Origin of the sequence: Citrobacter sp. 21OH12SH02A-Citro (assembly GCF_027919895.1) — a bacterium.
GTDB classification, from domain to species: domain Bacteria; phylum Pseudomonadota; class Gammaproteobacteria; order Enterobacterales; family Enterobacteriaceae; genus Citrobacter; species Citrobacter braakii.
The window spans coordinates 3,243,860-3,269,873 of record NZ_CP114801.1 but is presented as its reverse complement, the minus strand read 5'-3'; the positions used below and the strand labels follow the sequence as shown (position 1 = coordinate 3,269,873).

Genomic DNA, 26,014 nt, shown 5'->3' with positions numbered 1-26,014 from the left:
GGTAGGCCGGATAAGACGCGTTAGCATCGTTATCCGGCAAAAGAACGGCTACCAGTCGATTCCAATCTGTGCCTGAATCCCGCGGTCAAACGCGTGCTTGACCGGGCGAATTTCACTGACCGTATCGGCCAGTTCCAGTAACAGCGCATGGCATCCGCGCCCGGTCACGATGACGCTTTGCTCCGCAGGGCGATTTTCGATGGCGCTGATAACCTCCTGGGTGTCCAGATAGTGGTAAGCCAGCATGTAAGTAAGCTCATCCAACACCACCAGATCGTACTGCGGATCAGCCAGCATGCGCTTACTTTCCTGCCAGACTACCGTTGCCGCCTCGATATCCGCTTGCCGATTTTGGGTTTCCCAGGTAAATCCGGTGCCCATAATATGAAATTCGACACCGAGCGGTTGCAGCGTGTTGTACTCGCCATTATCCCACTGGCCTTTAATAAACTGCGCGATGCCAACGGTTTTTCCGTGACCAACCGCGCGCGTTGCCGTACCAAAGGCTGCGGTGGATTTTCCTTTACCGTTGCCGGTGAAGACAATCAGGATCCCTTTCTTCTCCGTTGCTGCCGCCACGCGGGTATCAACCTGTTCTTTCAGTTTCTGCTGACGCTGGCGGTGTCTGTCATTATTGGCTCGCGCTTCCATGGTGACTCCTTAATGTCCTGCCGGACAGGTTGCGCAGCGGTGCTGCTGCTCAAACTGGCTAAAGAAGTTATTGCCTTTGTCATCCACTAATACGAAGGCCGGCATATTTTTAACTTCCATCATCCACACCGCTTCCATTCCCAGCTCGGGATATTCAAGGCAGTGCAGGCTCTTCACGTACTGCTGCGCCAACAAGGCTGCGGCGCCGCCAATGCTGCCAAGGTTAAAACCACCATGTTTGCGACACGCATCCGTGACTTGCGCGCTGCGGTTGCCTTTCGACAACATGATCAGACTGCCGCCCGCGGCCTGGAAAGCATCGACGTAACCGTCCATGCGCCCGCCGGTTGTGGGACCGAGCGAACCGCAGGCCAGATTACTGGGGGTTTTAGCCGGGCCCGCGTAATAGACGATATGGTTTTTCATGTAATCTGGCATCGGTTCGCCGTTATCCAGGCGCTCTTTGATTTTGGCATGCGCGATATCGCGAGCCACAACAATCGGGCCGTTTAACGATAAACGCGTCCCAATTGGCAGAGTGGTGAGATCCTGCAGGATCTCGCGCAACGGACGATTCAGATCCAGTTGTACGGTCTGGGCGCCATTTTCCACCCGCTGCGAATCGGGAATAAATTTGCCCGGATTATGCTCGAGTTTTTCCAGCCAGATTCCGTGTTTGTTGATTTTGGCCTTGATGTTGCGGTCGGCTGAGCAGGAGAGAGCCATGGCGATAGGGCAGGAGCCGCCGTGGCGTGGCAGGCGGATCACCCGGATATCGTGGGCAAAGTATTTGCCGCCAAACTGCGCGCCGATGCCAAACTCGCGACTGGCGTTGAGCAGCTCGGCTTCCAGCGCCGTATCGCGGAATGCCTGACCCAATTCGTTCCCGCTGGTGGGCAGGTTATCGTAATATTTAGTTGAAGCCAGTTTAGCAACTTTCAGCGTCTGGTCGGCGGACAAGCCTCCAACGACGAAAGCGATGTGATACGGAGGGCAGGCGGCTGTACCCAGTGATTTCATTTTTTCGATCAGAAACGCGGTGAGCTTTTCCGGCTGCAGAATAGATTTGGTTTCCTGGAACAGCGCCGCTTTGTTAGCAGAGCCGCCGCCTTTGTTGACGAACAGGAAACGGTATTCGTTACCCGGCGTGGCGCTGATGTCGATTTGCGCCGGCAGGTTAGTCTGGGTATTGACCTCGGTATACATGTCCAGCGGGGCATTTTGCGAGTAACGCAGGTTGTTTTCGGTGAAGGTGGTGTACACGCCTTTGCTTAATGCTTCTGCGTCATCGCCGCCGGTCCAGACATGCTGTCCTTTGCAGGCCACAATGGTTGCCGTCCCGGTATCCTGGCAGTTGGGCAGGACGCCTTTGGCCGAAACCTCAGCATTGCGTAGCAGTTGCAATGCGACGTACTTATCGTTACTGCTGGCCTGCGGATCGTGCAGAATGCTGGCTATCTGTTTTAAATGTCCGGCGCGCAGGAAAAATGAAGCCTCATAAAATGCCTGCTGGGCTAATAAGGTTAGCGCTTCTGGCGCAACCTTAATCACTTCCTCTCCGTCTAACTCCGTTACCGCAACGTGCTGGTTACTCAGTAATTCATATTCGGTATTATCTTTACTCTGAACAAAGAGTTCCTGCCAGACAAATGGTTTAGACATGTTTACATCTCACCTTTTAGTTAATATGTCGGATGGCGCTCACGCCATCCGTAATTGCTTAATGCGCTAAAAAGACATTGGCTTTTGTCGCTTCGGCGACATATTCGATCGTTTTCTGGGCGCGAACGCTGTTACCGGCTTCATCCAGCGGCGGAGAATAGACGGCAATCGCATATTCGCCCGGGACAACGGCGACCATTCCGCCGCCGACGCCGCTTTTTGCCGGGATGCCCACGGTGTAGAGCCATTTACCGCTGCCGTCGTATAGTCCGGCAATCGCCATTTCTGCCAGCACCTGCGGAACATATTTTTCATTCAGCAACTGCTTGCCGTTGAATGGAGATTTGCCTTTGTTCGCCAGTACCGCCCCCATTTTGGCCAGTTGCTCAACGGTGATATCCACCGAGCACTGACGGGTATAAATTTCGACAGCTTCGTCGGTATTGCCATAGAAGCTGTTATAGGATTCCATCAGCTTCGCCAGTGCCTGATTGTGCTGGTTGGTTTCCATCTCGGATTTAAAGACCGGCTCATTAACCGTGAGCGTGGCGTCGGCCCAGACGTTCAGGTTGTCGAGGATTTTGTTCCAGCGATCGGTTTTGTCTTTAGCTTCAATCAGGCTAACGGTGCTCATCGCCCCGGCGTTTACCAGCGGGTTCTCAGGTGCGCCTTTGGTCAGCTCAACCGCTAAACCGGAGTTGAAGGGCATGCCGGTGGCATTGGCCCCGAGTTTATCCAGCACCACCTGAGGGCCGTGCTGTTCCATGGCGAGCGCCATGGTGAAGACTTTGCTCAGGGATTCCATGGGGAAGGGTTTGTTAACATCGCCAACCTGGTAGATCTTGCCGTCCACCGTGGCAATGGTGATGGCAAAGTTATTCGGGCTGTAGGTCGCCAGGGCAGGGATGTAGTCGGCGACTTTTCCATCGTGGTTACTTTTATATTTTTGATGTGCCTGGTCGATAAGCTTTGCGTAATCCGGCGTGGTTTGCGCGAGAGTCGTTGCGCTAAACAAAACGCTGAAGGAAAAAATACTCACGCCGAGAAGAGTTTTAGTCATGGTGCAATCCTGTTGGTGTGCTCATCATGGTGCCGGATGGCGGCTTACCGCCTTATCCGGCCAACGGATAGTTAAACGTTATGTAGGCCGGATAAGCGTAAGCGTCATCCGGCAAAAACGTCGTATCAGGACAACGCGACTTCTGTTTCGGTAACCGGACGTTCTTGTTCCGGGGTCTTCACTGGTGCAGTGCCACGACAACCCTGGCCGAAGTGTTCACCTTCCCAGCGACCTACAATGGCAGCACCCATTGCGTTACTCATGACGTTGGTAGCAGAACGACCCATATCGAGGAACGGATCGACGCCCATCAACAGGATCAGACCGGCTTCAGGAATGTTGAACTGGTTCAGGGTTGCGGCGATAACCACCATTGATGCACGCGGTACGCCCGCCATCCCTTTAGAGGTCAGCATCAGGATTAACAGCATGGTAATTTGCTCGCCCATGCTCAGCTCAATGTTGCACGCCTGAGCAATAAAGACGGTGGCAAATGAGCAGTACGCCATGGAGCCGACCAGGTTAAAGGAGTAACCGATAGGCAGAACGAAGCTGGCGATTTTTGAAGAAACGCCGAATTTTTCCAGCTTGTCCAGGGTGCCAGGGAAGGCGGCTTCTGAGCTGGAGGTAGTAAAGGCCAGCAGTGCAGGCTCGAGGATTGATTTGGTCAAACGCGCGATGCAAGGCCCGACTATCATGGTTGACAGGCCAATCAGGATTGCCCAAAGCATACCCAGGGTCAGATAGAATTCACCCATGAAGATCCCGGCGCTGACCATCACCCCCAGACCACGTTCGGCAATCAGACCAGAAATAGCGGCAAATACGGTCAGTGGTGCAAACAGCATGACGTAGCCCGTCAGCTTCAGCATCACGTGTACCAGTGAATCCAGAACCTTCACGATAGGCTCGGCTTTTTCACCAATCGCGGCCAGGCTGCAACCGAGGAAAATTGAGAACACCACGATCTGCAGAATTTCATTACGCGCCATCGCATCGACAATACTGGTCGGTACCGCGTGCGAGATAAACACTTTCAGCGTGAATGGCTCTGACTTAACGGCGGCAACAGCCCCGACGTCATGTGGCACGAAGTTGATCCCCGCGCCTGGCTGGAAGATGTTAACGATAACCAGACCCAGTGCAATTGACACCAGAGAGGCGCAAATAAACAGGAAGAAGGTTTTCGAAAATATACGTCCCAGCGTTTTGGCATCGCCCATTTTGGCAATACCAACAACCAGAGTTGAAATAACCAATGGCGCGATAATCATTTTTACCATGCGTAAGAATATAGTGGTAAAAATAGAAATATCTGCTGCATAGGATTTTGCGGTTTCAGCCGCGGCCATATTATTTATGGCCACCCCGGCAATCATGCCGAGTATCAGGCCTAATATGATCATCTTCGTTAAACTTATTTTCTTCATGTGTACTCCATCGGATAAAGGCTGGTAATTGGAATTGTGTAGGGTGGCGTGCGCCTGAGCCTGGACAGCAGCTCAGACGCACGCCTGTTGTGACCAACCGCATGAATAATTCGAAGCACTGTGATACCGCTGAATTCTGTGCTCCAATGGTTGTTATTGTGTTTTTTGTTACAAGTCGAACTCAATACTTAATAATGGAGCGTGTTGCTGCGCACCATAAACATCATTGTCACCGACGTTGCCGGAAATAATATCGCGCGGCATGACGATTTTTACGGCGTTCGCCGGATCGAACCACACGATATTGTGAATAAAGTCAGGTTCAACATTATATAAACTGGCAATGAGCTGCGGCGTTAATTGCTCGCAGGCTTTTACCCGCTGATAGTCTTCCCTGGTTTTAAATAAAATATCTAAGACCAGTTCGTACGGTCCGGCGTTTTTGGAGCGAATAACCTGTGCCAGTGAACAAATTGAGTGTTTCATGCCTGAACTCCTTCTGGCGTCACCTGTTCAATGTGGAAATCAAATCGCAGCGCATCGCTCGCTTCAATCAGGTGATAGATCGAGAACTCATACACCGGTCCACTTTGAATATCAGATGGCGAGAACGGGAAGGCGAGGTTGCCCGCAGTCGCAATGCGATTTTCATAGCCGTAATGCAGCAGGGTAGAGCGTACCAGCGAGCAAACGCTGTTGGCGATATCCTGCGTCGGCGCAACGACATCCAGTAAAATCCCCAGCTCATGACCGGCGGTTTTCATCGGTTCATGGTTGCCCATCACACCGTTCTTACCATACAGGTGGAACGTCATGCGGATACTGTCGTCATTCAGTGAGAGGTTACGCGCCACGCTTGCCTGTACCTCTTCGAGAATGGTGTCAATCCCGGCAATCATAATTGGGTCGCGCGTTCCGGCGATGGTCAGGCAACGGAAGCCAACCTGACGCGCGCCTTCCAGTTTCAACGCATACGGTGTTTCTTCATGACGTGAACCACTGACATACACTTCGCCTTCGTTAACCTGGGTAAAGGTGCACGCTTTCAGGTTCAGCACGCCGCCTGGTCCTGGCAGGAAGTACGGATCGGACTTCTCATACAGGGTGTGCGCCGCAGCGGAAGTTTCAGTGAACTTACGCTTGGGATTGAACGCCTTCAGCGTAAAGCCGTTGTCATCAATGATCCCCATCGCACAATCTGAGCCGGAGCCAGGGGTGGCAGCAATGGCAGCACACTCAAGGATCTTCCCGCAATGAAGTGCCAGACCTTCATCAAAGCCCTGCATTATTGGCAGCGCGGCGAAGCAGGCCGGATCGTAGGCACGTCCGCCCAGAACCACCTGCGCGCCAGCTTCGAGCGCACGCTGAAAAGGCTCGACGCCCATCTGCGCGACAATGTAGGTGCTCTCTTCAATTGCATCGTGAGTCAGTTCAGGCACAAAATCGAGCGCGGTGATTTTGCCGTTATCCAGCGCCTGATGAACGATTTCTTTGTCGACATCAGACGGGATTAACGCCATTGAGAAGGACAGTTTTTCTTCCTGTGCGATCTCATGGATTATCTGGCGACACCACTCCAGATGCGGAGCTGCGCCAGAACCACCGGCCGTGCCGATCACTACCGGGATGTTGTTCTTCACGCCTGCCACGATCATATAGCGCAGATCGCGTTTCACACCGGCCCGGTCGGTAAAGGGTTTACCCGCCCCCAGATAGTGGGGGCCTGGATCGGAGGAACCTGCGTCAACAGCAATAAGATCCGGTGACTCTTCCATGGCTTTACGAAAACTTTCTTCCGGGAAGCCATAACCCAGGATAGCCGTAGGCGATAAGATCTTAAATGTGCGTGCCATCTCTTAATCCTTAGTTTGCAACAGCGCGATGGTGCGGTTCATTTCGTTAAACACGATGTTGAGACCTTCATCGAAACCCATACCCGGCTTGATCAGCATGCGCATTGGACGCGCAGCCAGCGCGACGTGTACGCAGGTACGCGCACTGATTTCCGTTTCGTTACAGGTACCGCCCTGATAGGCTTCCATTCCGTGTTTGTTGCAATACAGCACCGCATCGACGATGTTGTGAATACCGCCCAGATCCGGGGTCTTGATCTGCACCATGTGGCAACTGCCCGCGTCGGTGAAGTCCACGATATCCTGATAGGTGTTACACCATTCATCCGCAACAATTTTCACGCCGGAACCCAGACGGGTAAGCTCCTGAGTGATCTCGGTGAGCATGCGGATCTGATCCGGCTTGTTACCGGCATCTACCGGGCCTTCAATGTACAGCGGCAGGCCTTGAGCTTCGGCTTCCAGGCTGGCGATGTATTCGGCGCAACGCACCGGATCCATATCGAAGATCAGACCGATGGTGCCGTAGACATCAATATGCAGCGTCGGGTGATAGGTTTCGTTGGTGCGCAGGCTCAGGATGCGGTTTGATAACCAGCGGACGTACTCACGCAGTTTTTCGCCTTTGAAGCCCAGCTTCTCTTCTACGTTATTGATCAGCGCATGCGGCAGGACGTCCACACCTTTGAGGATCATCTTGTCGACGGCGATATAACGGTCGTCGCCGCTCTGGCCAAATAATGGAATGGCTTCCGGGACGCACGGCAGTTGCCATTCATCACAAACCACTTCTGCTTTCAGACGACCGGTAGCCAGTGCTGCCGCGTCGAGCAGCGCCTGAGACAGACCATAACGTACGGCGGTATGCAGCAGATGGCCGTCAATACGCAGTTCGTCAAAGAAACGGGCGTTGGTCAGGAACGAATCAACGTCGCGGCCTTCCAGCAGCGGTTTGATGTGATCGTTGAGGAACGGAATGAAGTTTTCAGCCAGGAACAGCGGATCGCGTCCACCTGCACCTGAATATTGCACCGCTGCACAATCGCCCACTGCTACTGCGCCGTTTTCCAGAATCAGCTGTACGGATACGCATTCACCCGCCTGACGAACAGACGTAAATCCAGGCGTTACCGGAGCGCCGGTATAGATAAACCCGTCATGACCGGCGCCGTTTTTGATGGCCTGCTGATCGTCAAAATAAAATGAGGAGTAGCCAGCTGTGAAAAGGGCCTGTTTAATTTTCATTATGGTCTTCCTATTAATTTACTGTGGGATACGGCGTTGATGTCATCAATGACCATCTGGAAAGAAGGCTTGCGGCCTTCGAAATGCGCGCGCTCTGCGACGTAGTCGTGGTGCAGGGCAAGAATGTCTTTCGGCAGCGGAACGGCACCGGCTTCGAGAATACGGATGGCGCCTGTGTTATCGCGAACAGGCAGGATCTTACCGGCGTTACAGGCGGCAGGCGCGAAAGGTACATCCAGTACGCCTGCTTCAAAGGCCAGCACCGTACCGCGCGCAATGTCGCCATTGCCCAGTTCGAAGACTTTCTTCAGCACCGCGCGGACTTCGCTCTTAATCAGATCAACTTCCTGCTCCACGGCAGCGCACTGCGGGAATTTCTGGTCGCTGACCATGTTGAGCATCTGGCGTGAAGCTTTCAGACCCTGGGCGTTCGCTGCCGCCGTTGGGATACCGAACGCTTCGTGCGGGCTTTTGGTGATCACTTTGGTGGCACCTGACATACCGGCAACCGCTGCGCCCCAGGCGATAACGGAGAAGGCTTTTGCTTCATCTTCCGGGAATCCGCCCATCCACTGGTGGAAAACGGTACTCAGTTCGTAATCGTCAAAGCCGTGGTTATGGAAATATTCGTGGGAAAGTTCGCGCAGCGCCTGAATCGCTGCAATATCCTGCGTTAGGCTACCGACCTGGCCGTAGCCAACGGTAATTGACTTCACGCCTTGTTCCAGAGCCAACAGACCTTCGATAATCGCCACCGAGTGGGACATAAACGGCGGGATCAGGGTGCCGGTCAGTGGGCCAAACGGTTCACGGTTGATACGAATACCGTTCTCTTCGTACAGGCCCATCAGGCGGTCGCAGTACTGCCAGTCGCGGATGGATTTTTCCAGAGTGACACGTTTAGCGTAAGGAATGTTGTAGGAGATGCCGCCGCCTTCGTAGCTGGTAAAGCCACTGGCCATGGCGATTTCTGCCAGCAGGCGCGCATCAGGCGTGCCGTGACGAACCTGGATCGGTTTTTCCAGTGCTTCAGTCATACGACGGCAGGCAGCAACCCCGTGATTGACGACCGGTAAACCATTCAGCTTGGAAGTACCTGCTTCGATAGATTTCTGGATCCCGACAGCGGCTTCTTCATAGCGGTTCAGACGGGTATAGGCATCGATAGTACTCGGCAGGAGGTCGCACTCTTCCTGCAATGTTTTGAGCAGCGCAATATGCTCATCCATTAATGCTACGCCTGCGCGCGGCTGGCTCAGGGTTTTCCCTTCCTGATCGGCCTTCAGCAGAGCAAGGGAGAAGCGCTTTTTATCCGGAATTGATTGCTGGTACTTCACGCCATCTTCGAAGTTCTCAACGTCTTTGCCGGTTTCCCAGGTTTGTAATACCTGATGCCTTTCGGTCATGAATTCGTCATGGGTCAATTTTTTATTTCGAAGTTCCATTCGTAGCTGCCTTAAGTTTTATAGGGTTAAACACTGAATGCTGGTGCGAGCAGCGGCTTGCGGGTACAGCCTGGCGACGTTTGCCAGTAGCGGGAGCAGGCCATTTGAATCGCGGTAATACTCAAACTGATTCGGTAACAAAATTCTTTTACCCTGGTCGTCCAGCTCCCGGTATTTGAGCCAGTTATGGATATCGAACTGGCTGGCGCGAGAGAGCCATCCCCCTGAACCGACGACTTTGCGTACGGTGGTGAGATCGCGACCCATCTGTAAATCCACGTTACCCACGCAGGTGCAAACCTGCTTTTTAGTGCCCGCGTGGCGCTCAGCGGCATAGCCCACGCACAAACCTGCCAGCAGGGTGTCGAAATATTTCTCCTCCTCGCTGAGCGGCAGGTAATCCGGTTGCCCCACCAGATGACGCAGGTAGCGGTAAAACGCTTCCTCGCGCTGCGGTTGTTGGGCGAAGATGACTTTCACCATATCCTGCGTACTTTCTCCCACCACGACGGCGGAAACGCGCATTCCCAGGTCGCCTTCAACGGTACGTTTGACGAACGGTTCAGGAACACCATGCAGGACGGTATCGGGGGAGAGGGTATTCGCGCTGGCCGAATAGACATCCGTGGTGGCTCCGCCCATATCAATCAGCATGAATTCCTTCCATGCGCTGTCGTAATCGCTAATGGCTTTGACTAACTCATATACCGTCCATGGCGTCGGCATTGGCTCTTCGCCGGTTTCGCCGACGATGACGTCCAGACCTTTACCTTTGACAATGCGTGACAAGAACACATCGCAAATCGCCTGGCGCGCGGCAAACGGATTCGGGTGATCGAGATCAGGCAGAATGTTGTCTACCGTGGTCAGATCTTTATGTCCCAGAATCGTTTGTATTTCGTCCTGAATGTCCCGGTTTCCGGCGTAGATAATGGCGCAATCAAGCGTTGAGCCTGCCAGCGCATGCGCATTCGCCAGGCCGTAGCTTTCTTCGCCACCGTCTGTACCGCCGGTAAACAACAGAATGTCTGGCGGTGATGATTCCAGCTCCTGGATGTCATGCCGGTTCAGTTTGTACGAATAATATTGCGCGATTTTCGCTCCTGCCGAATGGGCGGTAACTTTTGCTGATTCCAGCGTAATGGAAGGCACCAGCCCCATTGCTGCAACGGCGAGTCCACCCTTGGCCGAGGAGGAGTATTTCAACTGCACTTCACCACTTTTCAGTAACGGGCGAGCATCGGCAACGTTCAGCACCTGATTCAGGCTGGCAAAAAAACCGTCTGCCAGATGATGTGTGGTGGTTGGGGTCAGGACATGGTTTACCAGGGTTAATTCCTCGCCTTCATGGGCGAAGAGGGCAGCCTTGGTCCATGTCGAGCCGATATCGACAGAAACTGTTTGCATCAGATAGCCTCTTCCAGGCAACGCTGCTCAAGGCCATTGTGTTGGCGAATATCATTGGTGATAAGCGCGCAGACATCTTCCAGGTCGTGGCTCGGTGCGAAGACGCGGTTAAAACCCATCTCCTTAAACTTCACTTCCACATCGCCGAAGTCATGTTTACCAACTACCAGGTTGCCACCGACGTACAGCAGAATGTCGCCGAGGCCGCGTTCGATGCAGCGCTCACGTAACCCGAGGCAGTCAATGTCGCCATGACCGTAGATAGAGGACACCACGATGGCATCGGCGCCTGTTTCAATCGCGGCATCAATATATTCATCCTGGCTCACCATCACCCCGAGGTTGATTACGTGAAAATCATGAGCAGTAAAAACGCGATCCAGAACTTTATTACCTACTGCATGGCAGTCAGCACCGATGACGCCAATAACAAGTGTAGATTTCTTCATGGGTAATCCTCTGTAGGGCTGATGGTCAATAAGTGAAAATTATTTTCTAATATTTAGAACATGGTTTGTGACAACCTCTTAATAGGGTCGGAGTTTCTGTGTAAGCGGAAAAGGAAGCAATTGATCTATTTTCAAAATATCCTGCGCAAAATGATTGTTATATTTTTTATTAATAAAAATTCTTGTTTGTCAGGTAGTTGAATGTTGTTTTTGCGGGTTTTTTTAATTTACCAGGAAAATGAAGAATAAATGACTTGCCATGTTTGTGATCGAAATCTTATTTTGTTGTGCGCCTCATTTATGCGTCATTTTTTATAATTTAAAAAATTACCTTTACTAAATAACTTGTGAACGGGATAACGGTTTTTTATTGTTTAATCTTATATGACATAATTATATTTTGTTAAATTTAAGATAAAAATGATAATGAATTGTTTGTGGCATATTTAAACGTTGCCACATAAGAGAAAAAGAGAAGTGAGTGATAACTTTCAGTGATGCTTTAAGCGAAACGCCTGCGCTGTGCTGAGGACGTCAAACCCAATGCGTCTGTCAATGAGGGACGCTTTCGCTTCCATTTGAGATAGTTACATCTTGGTGTTAATTATAAGTAAAATTTAAATGAATAATTTGTATGAAATAACAATTCCATGACTTGCTAAACAAAAAACTGTGAGCTACCCAGCAATAGTGACTCTTTATCTGCTGGCAATTTTGTCAGTCGGGCGGGTTAAAAGATCGTGTAGATTTAAATAAATATCCTATCATTTATAGTAACGGCAATTACTCATTGAAAAACATACCGTTAACATGGTGTTCACTAGTCGCCTGACTGTTAAACACTATTAACATTAAATTTGAAAATTGATTTAAATCAATGTTTAAAACTTGGTAAACAGCCTCAAAAGAGGTTAAATTGCTGCAGATCAAATTGGTCTGAAAGTGATAAATTAGCTATAAATTGATCACTATCGAAAAATGCAAATTTACCTCGATAAAAACCTGTTTATTGTAAGGATTTTACGGCGTAATATAATTGCGGGATCAATTTGAGTGTTTTATTAACATGTTTGTAACCTTTCATCATTGTCCTTTCTTCAAATGAGAAGAAAGAGCAGCGGCGGAGGGAAGCAGATAAATTTGTATTGGGGCATGCGTGTGACCCTTTCTAACGGGGTTCACTCTCGGAGTCTTCATGCGATGAGCAAGGAGTCATGATGTTAGATATAGTCGAACTGTCGCGCTTACAGTTTGCCTTGACCGCGATGTACCACTTCCTGTTTGTGCCACTGACGCTAGGTATGGCGTTCTTGCTGGCCATCATGGAAACGGTCTACGTCCTTTCCGGCAAACAGATTTATAAAGATATGACCAAGTTCTGGGGCAAGTTGTTTGGTATCAACTTCGCTCTGGGTGTGGCAACCGGTCTGACCATGGAGTTCCAGTTCGGGACTAACTGGTCTTACTACTCCCACTATGTAGGGGATATTTTCGGTGCGCCGCTGGCGATCGAAGGTTTGATGGCCTTCTTCCTCGAATCCACCTTTGTAGGTCTGTTCTTCTTCGGCTGGGACCGTTTGGGTAAAGTCCAGCATATGTGCGTCACCTGGCTGGTGGCCCTGGGTTCTAACCTGTCCGCACTGTGGATTCTGGTTGCGAACGGCTGGATGCAAAACCCAATCGCCGCGGATTTCAACTTTGAAACCATGCGCATGGAGATGCTGAGCTTCTCTGAACTGGTGCTCAACCCGGTAGCACAGGTGAAATTTGTTCACACTGTGGCATCTGGTTATGTTTGTGGCGCGATGTTCGTTCTGGGGATCAGCTCCTACTATATGCTGCGCGGTCGTGACTTCGCGTTTGCTAAACGTTCTTTTGCAATCGCCGCCAGCTTTGGTATGGCTGCTATTCTGTCTGTTATCGTTCTGGGTGATGAATCCGGTTACGAAATGGGCGACGTGCAGAAAACCAAACTCGCTGCTATTGAAGCAGAATGGGAAACGCAGCCTGCACCGGCTTCCTTTACCCTGTTCGGTATTCCGGACCAGGATGCGCAGGAAAACCATTTTGCGATTCAAATTCCTTATGCGCTGGGCATCATTGCCACCCGCTCTGTTGATACACCGGTCATTGGTCTGAAAGACCTGATGGTGCAGCACGAAGAGCGCATCCGTAACGGGATGAAAGCGTATCAACTGCTGGAAGAACTGCGTGCAGGAACTACCGATCAGGCCGTTCGCGACCAGTTCAACAGCATGAAGAAAGACCTGGGTTATGGTCTGCTGCTGAAACGCTATACGGATAACGTCACCGACGCGACCGAAGCGCAAATTCAGCAGGCAACGAAAGATTCTATTCCTCGCGTTGCGCCGCTGTACTTCGCTTTCCGTATTATGGTGGCGTGCGGCATTCTGATGCTGGCAATCATCGCAGTGTCCTTCTGGACCGTGATTCGTAACCGTATCGGTGAGAAAAAATGGCTGCTGCGCACCGCGCTGTATGCGATTCCTCTGCCGTGGATTGCCATTGAATCCGGTTGGTTTGTTGCAGAGTACGGCCGCCAACCGTGGGCGATTGGTGAAGTGTTACCAACAGCCGTAGCGAACTCTTCGCTGACCGCTGGCGACCTCATCTTCTCGATGCTGTTGATTTGCGGCCTGTATACCCTGTTCCTGGTGGCTGAACTGTATCTGATGTTCAAGTTCGCACGCCTTGGGCCGAGTAGCCTGAAAACCGGTCGTTATCACTACGAGCAGTCCACTGTGACTTCTCAGCCGGCACGCTAAGACAGGAGTCGTCAAATGATCGATTATGAAGTATTGCGTTTTATCTGGTGGCTGCTGGTTGGCATTCTGCTGATTGGTTTCGCGGTCACTGATGGCTTCGACATGGGGGTGGGCATGCTCACCCGTTTCCTCGGTCGTAATGATACCGAGCGTCGAATTATGATTAACTCCATCGCCCCGCACTGGGACGGTAACCAGGTTTGGCTCATCACCGCGGGTGGCGCACTGTTCGCTGCCTGGCCGATGGTGTATGCCGCTGCGTTCTCCGGTTTCTATGTGGCGATGATCCTGGTACTGGCGTCTTTGTTCTTCCGTCCGGTCGGTTTTGATTACCGCTCCAAGATTGAAGACATGCGCTGGCGCAACATGTGGGACTGGGGCATCTTCATTGGTAGCTTCGTTCCACCGCTGGTTATTGGCGTGGCGTTCGGCAACCTGCTGCAAGGGGTTCCGTTCCACGTAGACGACTACATGCGTTTGTACTACACCGGTAACTTCTTCCAGTTGCTGAATCCGTTTGGTCTGCTGGCGGGTGTCGTGAGTGTTGGGATGATCATCACCCAGGGCGCGACCTATCTGCAGATGCGTACGGTAGGTGAACTGCATCTGCGTGCGCGTGCAACGTCGCAGGTTGCGGCACTGGTCACTATGGTCTGCTTCGCGCTGGCTGGCGTGTGGGTGATTTACGGTATTGACGGTTATGTTGTGACCTCAGCACTGGATCATCATGCCGCCTCTAACCCGCTGACCAAAGAAGTGGCTCGCGTGGCTGGCGCATGGATGGTGAACTTTAACAATGCACCTATCTTGTGGCTGGTTCCTGCACTGGGCGTGGTTCTGCCGCTGTTGACCATCCTGACTTCTCGTATGGAGAAAGGGGCATGGGCGTTCGTCTTCTCTTCACTGACGTTAGCCTGCATCATCCTGACGGCTGGTATCGCAATGTTCCCGTTTGTGATGCCATCCAGCACCATGATGAACGCAAGTCTGACCATGTGGGATGCAACGTCCAGCCAGCTGACGCTGAATCTGATGACGTATGTAGCTTGTGTGTTCGTTCCGATCATTCTGCTGTACACCGGCTGGTGTTACTGGAAGATGTTCGGTCGCATCACCAAAGAAGATATTGAAAGCAACACCCACTCTCTGTACTAAGTAAGGAGCTTAAAATGTGGTATTTCGCATGGATTTTGGGAACGCTTCTTGCCTGTGCATTTGGGATAATCACAGCGCTGGCGCTTGAGCACGTTGAATCAGGCAAAGCCGGACAAGAAGATAGCTGATGACCAACATTATCGCGATGCAGTATAACGCGATGGATAAGCGCCCCTTGCGGGCGCTTTCCTTTGTGCTGGCAATCGTGTTGGCTGGCTGCATATTCTGGGATCCGTCACGTTTCGCGGCCAAAACCAGTGAGCTGGAAATCTGGCATGGTCTCCTGCTGATGTGGGCGGTCTGCGCAGGCATCATTCACGGCGTTGGTTTTCGTCCACGCGCCGTACACTGGCAGGGCATTTTCTGCCCGCTAATCGCGGATATCGTCCTGGTTGTTGGTCTGATTTTCTTCTTCTTTTGAATAAGAAACATCCTTAAATATTTATGGGCTTGCATAAGCCCATAAATTTTTACTCTCCGTTTACTTTCCCCCATTCCAAACCACCATTCCCGCGCGTATAGTAGCGAAGTTTGAAAGCATTAACCTAAGGTTGTGCCCTGGAGTTGTGTGCGGTGGCGACACTGGACCATCAGGACGCAACTTAATTGCATTACCGGGATGTAAAGTGAATACAGCGCGATATACAACGACATTCTTGAAGCATCGCGGCGGCAAGAACGCGAGTCACCAGGCGCTTACAAAGTTAAGCGACCGGTGTGAGTGGGCGAAGCCAACAAAGAGGCAGTAAGAATGAACAAGTATATGTTTCGATGGCCGGTTCGTGTCTACTATGAAGACACCGATGCCGGTGGAGTGGTTTACCACGCCAGCTACGTCGCTTTTTACGAAAGAGCACGCACAGAAATGCTGCGTCATCATCACTTCAGTCAGCAGGTCCTGTTGGCCGAACGTGTAGCCTTTGTGGTGCGCAAGATGACGCTGGAGTATTTTGCGCCTGCCCGGCTCGACGATATGCTCGAAGTCCAAACCGAAATTACGTCAATGCGTGGCACCTCATTGGTTTTCACGCAACGCATTGTCAACGCAGAGAACACCGTGCTGAATGAAGCCGAAGTTCTGATTGTTTGCGTTGATCCACTCAAAATGAAGCCTCGTGCGCTTCCCAAGTCTATTGTCGCGGAGTTTAAGCAGTGACTGACATGAATATCCTTGATTTGTTCCTGAAGGCAAGCCTTCTGGTTAAACTTATCATGTTGATTTTGATTGGTTTCTCAATCGCATCCTGGGCCATTATTATCCAGCGGACCCGTATTCTTAATGCGGCTTCACGTGAAGCCGAAGCATTTGAAGACAAGTTCTGGTCCGGCATTGAATTGTCGCGCCTGTATCAGGAAAGCCAGGGGCGTCGTGATAACCTGGTGGGCTCGGAACAAATTTTCTACAGCGGATTCAAAGAGTTTGCGCGTCTGCATCGGGCGAATAGTCATGCGCCGGAAGCGGTCGTTGAGGGGGCATCCCGTGCGATGCGTATCTCGATGAACCGTGAACTGGAAACGCTGGAAACGCATATTCCATTCCTCGGCACCGTCGGCTCCATCAGCCCGTATATCGGTCTGTTCGGTACCGTTTGGGGGATCATGCACGCATTTATCGCGTTAGGCGCGGTAAAACAGGCAACGCTGCAAATGGTCGCACCGGGTATCGCGGAAGCGTTGATTGCAACGGCTATCGGTCTGTTTGCGGCAATCCCGGCGGTTATGGCTTACAACCGACTGAATCAGCGCGTGAACAAGCTGGAACTGAATTACGACAACTTTATGGAAGAGTTCACCGCGATTCTGCACCGCCAGGCGTTTACCGTTAGCGAGAGCAACAAGGGGTAAGCCATGGCCAGAACGCGTGGACGAGGTCGTCGCGAACTCAAGTCCGAAATCAATATTGTACCGCTGCTCGACGTACTACTGGTGCTGTTGCTGATCTTTATGGCAACTGCGCCGATTATTACGCAGAGTGTGGAAGTCGACCTGCCGGATGCGACCGAATCGCAAGCTGTCAGCAGTAACGACGAACCGCCGGTCATTATTGAAGTTTCCGGGATAGGGCAATACAGCGTGGTCGTTGAGAAAGATCGTATGGATCAACTGCCGCCGGAGCAGGTTATCGCGGAAGCGAAAAGTCGCCTGCAGACCAATCCGAAAACGGTCTTTTTAATCGGTGGTGCGAAAGACGTGCCTTATGATGAAATAATTAAAGCGCTGAACTTGTTACACAGTGCAGGCGTAAAATCGGTTGGCTTGATGACGCAGCCAATCTGATGACTGCGTTTTGCTGGCTTGAAAGATAGCGCGTAACAGGCGAACAGTTTTTTGGGAACCGAGAGTGTCAAAGGCAACCGAACAAAACGACAAGCTCAAAAGGGCGATAATTATTTCAGCGGTGCTGCATGTCATTTTATTTGCAGCGCTGATCTGGAGTTCGTTCGATGAGCACATTGATGCTTCAGCCGGCGGCGGCGGCGGTTCGTCCATCGACGCCGTTATGGTCGATCCTGGCGCCGTTGTGCAACAGTACGACAGGCAGCAGCAACAGCAGGCAAGTGCTAAACGTGCAGAAGAGCAGCGTGAAAAACAGGCGCAGCAGCAAGCTGAGGAACTTCGCGAGAAGCAGGCGGCCGAGCAAGAGCGACTGAAGCAACTTGAAAAAGAACGTTTAGCCGCGCAAGAAAAAGTGCGCGAACAGGCGGAACAGCAGAAACAGGCCGAAGCCGCCGCCGCGAAAGCGCAAGAGCAACAGAAACAGGCTGAAGAAGCTGCGGCGAAGGCTGCTGCAGACGCGAAGGCCAAAGCTGATGCTCAGGCGAAACAAGCGGCAGATGCCGCGAAGAAAGCCGCTGCGGACGCACAGAAAAAAGCAGAGGCTGAAGCCGCTAAAGCCGCCGCTGATGCGAAGAAAATTGCCGAAGCACAAGCTGCTAAGGCTGCCGCAGACGCTGCGAAGAAAGCTCAGGCTGAAGCCGCTAAGCAAGCAGCAGCCGAGAAAGCTGCTGCAGAGAAAGCAGAAAAAGCCGCTGCCGCGAAAGCTGCCGCTGCTGAAAAGGCTGCGGCTGATAAGAAAGCCGCAGCGGAAAAAGCAGCAGCAGATAAAAAAGCTGCAGCCGAGAAAGCCGCTGCCGATAAGAAAGCTGCGGCAGATAAAGCGGCGGCTGCGAAAAAGGCTGCGGCCGAAAAAGCAGCTGCAGCCTCTGGCGTTGACGACTTGTTGGGCGACTTAAGCTCCGGTAAGAATGCACCGAAATCGGGTGGTGGAGCGAAAGGAAACGGTCAACCGGCGAAAGATAGTGGTACAAGTGGTGCAAATGGCGGTGCATCTGGCGCTGATATCAGTGCTTACGCATCTCAAATTCGTAATGCGATCCAGAGCCGTCTGTATGGTGCCGATTTGTATGCGGGTAAATCTTGCGTATTACATATCAAGTTAGCACCCGATGGTCTGTTACTGGATGTGACCGAAGAGGGCGGAGATCCGGCATTGTGCCAGGCTGCGCTGACGGCTGCGAAAACAGCCAGAATTCCTAAACCGCCTAGCCAGGCTGTTTATGAAAAAGTAAAAGATGCCAAGCTGGACTTTAAACTGTAATAACGTCCCTGAGAATTCAGGGGAAACGGTCTAAGGTTGAGACAGCGTTCTGGTAGTTTTGTGTATTTGAGTTTGTTAACATTCTGCTAAATTATCGTGGGCTTTCCGTCCAGATAAGGGAGATATGATGAAGCAGGCATTACGAGTAGCATTTGGTTTTCTGATGCTGTGGGCAGCGGTGCTGCACGCAGAAGTACGTATCGAGATCACCCAAGGGGTGGACTCGGCACGCCCGATTGGTGTTGTCCCATTCCAGTGGGCAGGGCCGGGTGCTGCACCTGAAGATATCGGTGGTATCGTAGGCGCTGACCTGCGTAACAGCGGTAAATTTAATCCGTTAGACCGTTCTCGTCTGCCGCAGCAGCCGGGTACCGCACAGGAAGTTCAACCTGCCGCATGGTCTGCGCTGGGTATTGATGCCGTGGTAGTAGGTCAGGTTACGCCAAATCCGGATGGTTCCTACAGCGTTGCTTATCAACTGGTAGATACCGGTGGCGCACCGGGTACCGTACTGGCACAGAACACCTATAAAGTGAACAAGCAGTGGTTGCGTTACGCGGGACATACTGCAAGTGACGAAGTGTTTGAAAAACTGACCGGTATTAAAGGTGCATTCCGTACCCGTATCGCTTATGTTGTTCAGACGAACGGCGGCCAGTTCCCGTACGAATTACGTGTATCCGACTACGATGGCTACAACCAGTTCGTGGTACACCGTTCTCCGCAGCCGCTGATGTCTCCGGCATGGTCTCCGGACGGTTCAAAGCTGGCATACGTCACTTTCGAAAGCGGTCGTTCTGCGCTGGTTATTCAGACGTTGTCTAATGGCGCGGTTCGTCAGGTAGCGTCGTTCCCACGTCACAACGGTGCACCTGCGTTTTCTCCGGATGGCAGCAAACTGGCGTTTGCCCTGTCTAAAACCGGTAGCCTGAACTTGTATGTCATGGACATTGGTTCCGGTCAGATCCGTCAGGTGACGGATGGTCGCAGCAACAACACGGAACCTACCTGGTTCCCGGACAGCCAAAACCTGGCCTTTACCTCTGACCAGGCCGGTCGTCCGCAGGTATATAAAGTTAACGTCAACGGCGGTGCTCCGCAGCGTATTACCTGGGAAGGTTCGCAAAACCAGGATGCGGATGTGAGCAGCGACGGTAAGTTTATGGTAATGGTAAGCTCAGCCAATGGTCAGCAGCACATTGCCAAACAAGATCTGGTAGCGGGTGGCGTACAAGTCCTGTCGTCAACGTTCCTGGATGAAACGCCAAGTCTGGCACCTAACGGCACTATGGTAATCTACAGCTCTTCTCAGGGGATGGGATCCGTGCTGAATTTGGTTTCTACAGATGGGCGTTTCAAAGCGCGTCTTCCGGCAACTGATGGTCAGGTTAAATTCCCTGCCTGGTCGCCGTATCTGTGATAATAAATAATTGATTAATAAAGGAATCATTGAAATGCAACTGAACAAAGTGCTGAAAGGGCTGATGATTGCTCTGCCTGTTATGGCTATTGCAGCGTGTTCTTCTAACAAGAACGCCAGCAATGACGGCAGCGAAGGCATGCTGGGTGCCGGCACTGGTATGGATGCAAACGGCAGCGGCAACATGTCTTCTGAAGAGCAAGCGCGTCTTCAGATGCAACAGCTGCAGCAGAACAACATCGTTTACTTCGATCTGGACAAGTACGATATCCGTTCTGACTTCGCTGCAATGCTGGATGCTCACGCTAACTTCCTGCGTAGCAACCCGTCTTACAAAGTCACCGTAGAAGGTCATGCGGACGAACGTGGTACTCCTGAGTACAACATCTCCCTGGGTGAGCGTCGTGCGAACGCCGTTAAGATGTACCTGCAGGGTAAAGGCGTTTCTGCTGACCAGATCTCCATCGTTTCTTACGGTAAAGAAAAACCTGCAGTACTGGGTCATGACGAAGCGGCTTACGCCAAAAACCGTCGCGCCGTACTGGTTTACTAAGAGAATTGCATGAGCAGTAACTTCAGACATCACCTGTTGAGTCTGTCGTTACTGGTTGGCATAGCGGCCCCTTGGGCCGCTTTTGCACAGGCGCCAATCAGTAGTGTCGGCTCAGGCTCGGTCGAAGACCGTGTCACTCAACTCGAGCGTATTTCTAACGCTCACAGTCAGCTTTTAACCCAACTCCAGCAACAACTCTCCGATAATCAGTCCGATATCGATTCCCTGCGTGGTCAAATTCAGGAAAATCAATATCAACTGAATCAGGTTGTTGAGCGACAGAAGCAGATATTGCTGCAGATGAATAATCTTGGCAGCGGTAGTGCGCCTGCGGCACAGTCTACAGGTGGCGATCAGAGTGGGGCGGCAACCCCTGCACCTGATGCGGGAGCTGCAGCAACGTCAGGGGCTCCCGTGCAAACTGGCGATGCGAATACCGATTACAATGCAGCGATTGCTCTGGTGCAGGATAAATCCCGCCAGGATGACGCGATTGAAGCATTCCAGAACTTCATCAAAAAGTACCCGGACTCTACTTACCTGCCCAATGCGAATTACTGGCTGGGTCAGTTGAATTACAACAAGGGTAAAAAAGATGATGCTGCGTTCTATTTTGCTTCGGTAGTTAAAAACTTCCCCAAATCACCTAAGGCTGCAGACGCGATGTATAAAGTCGGCGTCATCATGCAGGACAAAGGTGACACAGCAAAAGCTAAAGCGGTTTATCAGCAGGTTATCACTAAATATCCTGGCACTGATGGCGCGAAACAAGCGCAAAAACGCCTTGGCGCGATGTAATGACCACCATGCGACCAGAAATCGTGTTATTTCTGGTCGTGTCGTGTGATTCCTAAGCAGTTGAGTTATTTACATCGAAATTTTTGTTGCGCTAAAATCTGAAATCAGTAATATATGCCGCCGTTGCCAAGGGATATCAAACAGCCCGAAAGCGGCGAAAAAAGTGGGGCGTTAGCTCAGTTGGTAGAGCAGTTGACTTTTAATCAATTGGTCGCAGGTTCGAATCCTGCACGCCCCACCACTTAATGCAGTATCCAGCGTAGTATCGGGTGATTAGCTCAGCTGGGAGAGCACCTCCCTTACAAGGAGGGGGTCGGCGGTTCGATCCCGTCATCACCCACCACTCGGGGCGTTAGCTCAGTTGGTAGAGCAGTTGACTTTTAATCAATTGGTCGCAGGTTCGAATCCTGCACGCCCCACCAACTTTAACATTGTACTCAGGTGTTAAACGTGAAGGATAACGTTGCTTTAGCAACGGCCCGTTAGGGCGAGACGAAGTCGAGTCATCCTGCACGCCCCACCAATTCTTATATTGGTGTCGAGTTAAGAATTTTTCAGGTGACATCCGAGCGGGTCGTTAGCTCAGTTGGTAGAGCAGTTGACTTTTAATCAATTGGTCGCAGGTTCGAATCCTGCACGACCCACCATCCTGAATAATTGAAGCAGTAAACCCCATACGGGGGCGTTAGCTCAGTTGGTAGAGCAGTTGACTTTTAATCAATTGGTCGCAGGTTCGAATCCTGCACGCCCCACCAGTGTAAAAAGGCGCCCTAAAGGCGCCTTTTTGCTATCTGCGATTTATAAGATTCGAACCTGCAGCAGGTTCGGGTCGAACGCAGTGAGACAACGGAGCCGTTCACGGCGACGGCCCGAAGGGCAAGCGAAGCGAGTCATCCTGCACGCCCCACCAGTGTAAAAAGGCGCCCTAAAGGCGCCTTTTTGCTATCTGCGATTTATAAGATTGCCTGATGTCCTTTGCTTATCAGCCTACAGACGACACTACTCGTGTAGGCCGGATAAGACGTCAGACGCCATCCGGCATTCATCACACGCAATTATTGTGACTTTTCTGCGCCAATCCGCTATCTTGTTTAGCATACAAAACAAATCAAACCGAATATGGCGTGCGTCACGCTTTTAATCGGTTATTTCGTTAAGCCAGTGAAACGAGAAAGCAAGATGAGCGTGATGTTTGATCCAGAAGCAGCAATTTATCCGTTTCCGCCGAAGCCAGTACCGCTAAGTGTGGATGAAAAGCAATTTTATCGTGAAAAAATCAAGCGCCTGCTGAAAGAGCGTGATGCCGTTATGGTCGCGCATTATTACACCGATCCTGAAATTCAGCAGTTAGCGGAAGAGACCGGGGGCTGTATTTCTGATTCTCTGGAGATGGCGCGGTTCGGTGCAAAGCATTCTGCCTCTACGCTGCTGGTTGCGGGCGTGAGGTTTATGGGAGAAACTGCCAAAATTCTCAGCCCGGAAAAGACCATCCTGATGCCGACCTTACAGGCGGAATGTTCATTAGATCTGGGCTGTCCGATTGACGCGTTCAGCGCATTTTGCGACGCGCATCCGGATCGTACCGTGGTGGTTTACGCCAATACCTCTGCTGCCGTTAAAGCACGTGCGGACTGGGTCGTGACTTCCAGTATCGCGGTTGAACTTATTGAGCATCTTGATAGTTTGGGTGAAAAAATCATCTGGGCTCCGGACAGACATCTGGGCAACTACGTGCAAAAACAGACCGGCGCAGACGTGCTCTGTTGGCAGGGCGCCTGTATCGTCCACGACGAGTTTAAAACCCAGGCCTTAACACGCATGAAAGGGCTTTACCCTGATGCCGCGGTGCTGGTGCACCCGGAGTCCCCTCAGTCTATCGTTGATATGGCAGATGCGGTTGGCTCAACCAGCCAGCTCATCAACGCGGCTAAATCGTTACCGCATAAGCAGTTGATTGTGGCGACTGACCGGGGCATTTTTTACAAAATGCAGCAGGCCGTTCCGGATAAAGAGCTGCTTGAAGCTCCGACGGCTGGCGAGGGGGCAACCTGTCGCAGCTGTGCGCATTGTCCGTGGATGGCGATGAATGGCCTGAAAGCGATTGCTGAGGGCCTGGAACATGGCGGCGCGGCTCATGAGATACATGTTGAGGACTCGCTGAGAGAAGGGGCGCTGTTGCCGTTAAATCGTATGTTGGAATTTGCGGCTACACTTCGAGCGTAATTATTTATTTTTGCTCTGGGGGAAAAGATGGACTTTTTTAGCACGCAGAACATTCTGGTACATATTCCGATTGGCGCGGGTGGTTACGATTTGTCGTGGATCGAAGCCGTGGGAACGATCGCCGGGTTGCTGTGTATTGGCCTGGCGAGCCTTGAGAAAATCAGCAATTACTTCTTCGGTCTGATAAACGTCACGCTGTTTGCAATTATCTTCTTTCAGATCCAGCTCTATGCCAGCTTGTTGCTGCAAGTTTTCTTCTTTGCCGCAAATATCTACGGCTGGTATGCCTGGTCCCGGCAAACCAACCAGCATGAAGCGGAACTGAAAATTCGCTGGCTACCGCTTCCAAAAGCGATCGGCTGGCTGGCGGCTTGCGTGGTGGCGATCGGCCTGATGTCGATCTATATCGATCCGGTCTTTGCGTTCCTGACAGGCATTGCAGTGAATATTATGCAGGCATTGGGATTACAGGTTGTTGTGCCTGAACTACAACCCGATGCATTCCCGTTCTGGGACTCCTGCATGATGGTGCTGTCGATTGCGGCGATGATCCTGATGACGCGCAAATACGTTGAAAACTGGCTGCTGTGGGTGATCATTAACGTTATTAGCGTTGTGATCTTTGCCCTGCAAGGCGTATATGCCATGTCGCTGGAATATATGATCCTGACGGTTATCGCCCTGAACGGTAGCAGGATGTGGATTAACAGTGCGCGTGAGCGGGGTTCCCACGCGCTTTCTCATTAATGGTGATGATGTGAATGGCCGGACACGCCCTGATACAGGTGACAGTCCGGCCCATTGCACGGATGATACTCCATCTGGATTGTGGCGTGTTCAATCTGGTAGTGATGGATAAGGAAATGCTGAATACGCTCCAGCAACGCATCGTGATCGTGTGGCGGGATCACCTGAACATGCAGCGTCATTACCGGTTTTTCGCCCACCATCCAGACATGGACATGGTGAACGTTGCGGACTTCAGGGATATCCCGGCTGAGATGGCGCTGCAGTGCAGCGATATCCAACGTCAGCGGGGCACCTTCCAGTAATTCATTAACGCTATCTTTTAGCAATCGCCAGGCGCTACGCAGCACCAGCACGGAAACCAGAATCGAGAGAATTGGGTCCGCGGGTGTCCAGCCCGTCCAGATAATAATCAGCGCAGCGATGATTGCCCCGACCGAGCCGAGTAAATCGCCCATCACATGCAGCGCCGCGGCGCGGACGTTCAAATTTTTCTCTTCACTGCCGCGATGTAAAACCCAAAAAGCGAGCACGTTGGCCAGTAGACCCGCGACAGCAATAACCATCATCATGCCGCCAGCCACGGGGCGAGGTGTCTGGAAGCGCTCAATCGCCTCCCAGACGATTAAAATGGTGATAACGACCAATGCGATGGCATTAACAAATGCGGCCAGCGTCGTGAGCCTCAGCCAGCCGAAGGTGTGTCGTATTGTGGGCGGGCGACGGGAAAACCGGACGGCCAGCAGCGCGAAAAGCAGCGCCGCAGCATCCGTGAGCATATGCCCGGCGTCGGCCAGCAAGGCCAGTGAACCAGAAAGTATTCCACCCACCACTTCAACCAACATAAATCCGGCTGTAATGCAGAATGCGAACATCAGTCGGCGGGCATTATTGTCCTTGGGTTGTTCAGAGGAAGTATGAGTATGTGCGTGCGCCATTATGCCATCCCTTTGTTATTCTCATCTTTACTGTATGCCATCATACCGTTTTTGGGATGATAAAATTAAAAAGGAGAGCTATTGCTCTCCCGTTATTAGCTTTAATTTCAGCGTTACTGCGTGGTGCCATCAGTTTTTGTGTCAACATCATTGTTGATGCCGTTTCCGGTCTCAACCTTCTTATTCACATCAGGGCAGCGACCGTCCTTACACATCGTGTTTTTGTGCATCTCATCTTTGGTCATCCCTTCATGGTTCATTGATGAACCGTCCGGGTGCAGCATTGTGCCACCTGAATTCACGTTACTGTTGTCGACATTATTTGGCGCCACGTTTTCGCGGGCGTCTGGGGCGATTTGTCCTGCATCAGCCGAGGAATTTGCCTGACCGTTATTGGACTGCGCGTTGCTTTCAGCAGCCAGTGCCGCGCCGCTGGCGAGGCTGAGTGTAGCGGTAAGGAAGAGTGAAGCCAGCTTTGTCATATGCATAATATGCTCCTGTTAAGGTCGATATGTCGGATAACGTCTTCCAACAGTGCATGTGCCAGTTACATCATTAATATGTGGTTAATCGTTTTGCTATGGAAATTAAAAC

At 51.7% G+C, this 26,014-nt stretch carries 24 protein-coding genes, 5 tRNA genes, 1 other RNA gene and 1 pseudogene; 19 read left to right on the top strand and 12 right to left on the bottom strand.

Going from position 1 to position 26,014, the window contains the following annotated elements; all coding sequences use genetic code 11:
* Positions 1-48: 48 nt before the first annotated feature.
* The 10 genes and pseudogenes from cobO to glmS all read right to left on the bottom strand — a co-directional run bounded on the left by cobO (position 49) and on the right by glmS (position 11,202).
* A complete protein-coding gene (gene cobO, locus O6D90_RS15955; protein ID WP_016156012.1) occupies positions 49-651 on the bottom strand; it encodes a cob(I)yrinic acid a,c-diamide adenosyltransferase in 603 nt (200 codons plus the stop codon).
* 9 nt (positions 652-660) lie between these two features.
* Complete coding sequence (locus tag O6D90_RS15950) at positions 661-2,313, bottom strand: class I fumarate hydratase (RefSeq protein WP_016152300.1); 1,653 nt, start codon at positions 2,311-2,313, stop codon at positions 661-663.
* Between the two features lie 58 nt (positions 2,314-2,371).
* Positions 2,372-3,373 (bottom strand): glutaminase A, encoded by a 1,002-nt coding sequence (gene glsA / locus O6D90_RS15945; protein WP_016152301.1) that lies wholly within the window; start codon positions 3,371-3,373, stop codon positions 2,372-2,374.
* Between the two features lie 148 nt (positions 3,374-3,521).
* Positions 3,522-4,803 (bottom strand): annotated as a pseudogene (locus tag O6D90_RS15940) (dicarboxylate/amino acid:cation symporter); the annotation flags it as partial.
* Positions 4,804-4,971: 168 nt separating this feature from the next.
* Positions 4,972-5,289 carry a DUF4387 domain-containing protein gene (locus O6D90_RS15935; RefSeq protein WP_016152303.1) on the bottom strand — a complete coding sequence of 106 codons (318 nt, stop codon included), beginning with the start codon at positions 5,287-5,289 and terminating at the stop codon, positions 4,972-4,974.
* Positions 5,286-6,656: an acyclic terpene utilization AtuA family protein gene (locus O6D90_RS15930; protein WP_016156013.1), complete on the bottom strand. Its 1,371-nt coding sequence runs from the start codon at positions 6,654-6,656 to the stop codon at positions 5,286-5,288. Before O6D90_RS15930 ends, O6D90_RS15935 begins: the two co-directional genes overlap by 4 nt.
* 3 nt (positions 6,657-6,659) lie before the next feature.
* Positions 6,660-7,901 carry a methylaspartate ammonia-lyase gene (locus tag O6D90_RS15925; protein WP_016152305.1) on the bottom strand — a complete coding sequence of 414 codons (1,242 nt, stop codon included), beginning with the start codon at positions 7,899-7,901 and terminating at the stop codon, positions 6,660-6,662.
* The gene (locus tag O6D90_RS15920; RefSeq protein WP_016156014.1) at positions 7,901-9,346 is read right to left on the bottom strand and encodes a methylaspartate mutase subunit E; all 1,446 of its coding nucleotides are present in this window, start codon (positions 9,344-9,346) and stop codon (positions 7,901-7,903) included. The genes O6D90_RS15925 and O6D90_RS15920 overlap by 1 nt, the downstream gene beginning before the upstream one ends.
* A gap of 18 nt (positions 9,347-9,364) precedes the next feature.
* A complete protein-coding gene (glmL, locus tag O6D90_RS15915; protein WP_016156015.1) occupies positions 9,365-10,753 on the bottom strand; it encodes a methylaspartate mutase accessory protein GlmL in 1,389 nt (462 codons plus the stop codon).
* Positions 10,753-11,202, bottom strand: a complete 450-nt coding sequence (gene glmS, locus O6D90_RS15910) for a methylaspartate mutase subunit S (RefSeq protein WP_016152308.1) — start codon at positions 11,200-11,202, stop codon at positions 10,753-10,755. The genes glmL and glmS overlap by 1 nt, the downstream gene beginning before the upstream one ends.
* A 1,217-nt stretch (positions 11,203-12,419) precedes the next feature.
* Between glmS and cydA the strand changes: the two genes are divergently transcribed.
* From cydA to pnuC, 19 genes are all read left to right on the top strand, one after another.
* The gene (gene cydA / locus O6D90_RS15905; RefSeq protein WP_016152309.1) at positions 12,420-13,988 is read left to right on the top strand and encodes a cytochrome ubiquinol oxidase subunit I; all 1,569 of its coding nucleotides are present in this window, start codon (positions 12,420-12,422) and stop codon (positions 13,986-13,988) included.
* Positions 13,989-14,003: 15 nt separating this feature from the next.
* Positions 14,004-15,143 (top strand): cytochrome d ubiquinol oxidase subunit II, encoded by a 1,140-nt coding sequence (gene cydB / locus O6D90_RS15900; RefSeq protein ID WP_016152310.1) that lies wholly within the window; start codon positions 14,004-14,006, stop codon positions 15,141-15,143.
* Between the two features lie 14 nt (positions 15,144-15,157).
* A complete protein-coding gene (gene cydX, locus O6D90_RS15895; RefSeq protein WP_003022970.1) occupies positions 15,158-15,271 on the top strand; it encodes a cytochrome bd-I oxidase subunit CydX in 114 nt (37 codons plus the stop codon).
* Positions 15,271-15,564, top strand: coding sequence for a cyd operon protein YbgE (gene ybgE / locus O6D90_RS15890; RefSeq protein WP_016152311.1), 294 nt, complete (start codon positions 15,271-15,273; stop codon positions 15,562-15,564). The genes cydX and ybgE overlap by 1 nt, the downstream gene beginning before the upstream one ends.
* A gap of 330 nt (positions 15,565-15,894) precedes the next feature.
* Positions 15,895-16,299, top strand: a complete 405-nt coding sequence (gene ybgC, locus O6D90_RS15885) for a tol-pal system-associated acyl-CoA thioesterase (RefSeq protein WP_003831439.1) — start codon at positions 15,895-15,897, stop codon at positions 16,297-16,299.
* Complete coding sequence (gene tolQ / locus O6D90_RS15880) at positions 16,296-16,988, top strand: Tol-Pal system protein TolQ (protein ID WP_016152312.1); 693 nt, start codon at positions 16,296-16,298, stop codon at positions 16,986-16,988. Before ybgC ends, tolQ begins: the two co-directional genes overlap by 4 nt.
* Before the next feature lie 3 nt (positions 16,989-16,991).
* A complete protein-coding gene (gene tolR / locus O6D90_RS15875) occupies positions 16,992-17,420 on the top strand; it encodes a colicin uptake protein TolR (RefSeq protein WP_003022978.1) in 429 nt (142 codons plus the stop codon).
* A gap of 64 nt (positions 17,421-17,484) precedes the next feature.
* The gene (gene tolA, locus O6D90_RS15870; protein ID WP_016152313.1) at positions 17,485-18,741 is read left to right on the top strand and encodes a cell envelope integrity protein TolA; all 1,257 of its coding nucleotides are present in this window, start codon (positions 17,485-17,487) and stop codon (positions 18,739-18,741) included.
* 127 nt (positions 18,742-18,868) lie between these two features.
* On the top strand, positions 18,869-20,161 hold the full coding sequence (tolB, locus tag O6D90_RS15865; RefSeq protein ID WP_003022981.1) for a Tol-Pal system beta propeller repeat protein TolB: 1,293 nt from the start codon (positions 18,869-18,871) through the stop codon (positions 20,159-20,161).
* Between the two features lie 34 nt (positions 20,162-20,195).
* Complete coding sequence (pal, locus tag O6D90_RS15860) at positions 20,196-20,714, top strand: peptidoglycan-associated lipoprotein Pal (RefSeq protein WP_003022983.1); 519 nt, start codon at positions 20,196-20,198, stop codon at positions 20,712-20,714.
* 9 nt (positions 20,715-20,723) lie between these two features.
* On the top strand, positions 20,724-21,512 hold the full coding sequence (cpoB, locus tag O6D90_RS15855) for a cell division protein CpoB (protein WP_016156016.1): 789 nt from the start codon (positions 20,724-20,726) through the stop codon (positions 21,510-21,512).
* A 165-nt stretch (positions 21,513-21,677) separates the two neighbouring features.
* Positions 21,678-21,753: transfer RNA gene (locus O6D90_RS15850), tRNA-Lys, on the top strand.
* A gap of 26 nt (positions 21,754-21,779) precedes the next feature.
* A tRNA-Val gene (locus tag O6D90_RS15845) sits at positions 21,780-21,855 on the top strand.
* A gap of 3 nt (positions 21,856-21,858) precedes the next feature.
* Positions 21,859-21,934: transfer RNA gene (locus tag O6D90_RS15840), tRNA-Lys, on the top strand.
* 149 nt (positions 21,935-22,083) lie between these two features.
* Positions 22,084-22,159, top strand: a tRNA-Lys gene (locus tag O6D90_RS15835).
* Between the two features lie 32 nt (positions 22,160-22,191).
* Positions 22,192-22,267, top strand: a tRNA-Lys gene (locus tag O6D90_RS15830).
* 29 nt (positions 22,268-22,296) lie between these two features.
* Positions 22,297-22,422, top strand: a non-coding RNA gene (locus O6D90_RS15825) — RtT sRNA.
* A gap of 269 nt (positions 22,423-22,691) precedes the next feature.
* The gene (gene nadA / locus O6D90_RS15820; RefSeq protein ID WP_016152315.1) at positions 22,692-23,735 is read left to right on the top strand and encodes a quinolinate synthase NadA; all 1,044 of its coding nucleotides are present in this window, start codon (positions 22,692-22,694) and stop codon (positions 23,733-23,735) included.
* 27 nt (positions 23,736-23,762) lie between these two features.
* Complete coding sequence (gene pnuC, locus O6D90_RS15815; protein WP_016152316.1) at positions 23,763-24,482, top strand: nicotinamide riboside transporter PnuC; 720 nt, start codon at positions 23,763-23,765, stop codon at positions 24,480-24,482.
* On the opposite strand, the gene zitB is transcribed toward pnuC, so the two are convergent.
* Together zitB and O6D90_RS15805 are read right to left on the bottom strand one after the other, a co-directional pair.
* On the bottom strand, positions 24,479-25,420 hold the full coding sequence (gene zitB / locus O6D90_RS15810) for a CDF family zinc transporter ZitB (protein WP_016156017.1): 942 nt from the start codon (positions 25,418-25,420) through the stop codon (positions 24,479-24,481). The genes pnuC and zitB overlap by 4 nt on opposite strands.
* 113 nt (positions 25,421-25,533) lie before the next feature.
* Positions 25,534-25,908: a YbgS-like family protein gene (locus O6D90_RS15805; protein WP_016156018.1), complete on the bottom strand. Its 375-nt coding sequence runs from the start codon at positions 25,906-25,908 to the stop codon at positions 25,534-25,536.
* Between the last annotated feature and the right edge of the window lie 106 nt (positions 25,909-26,014).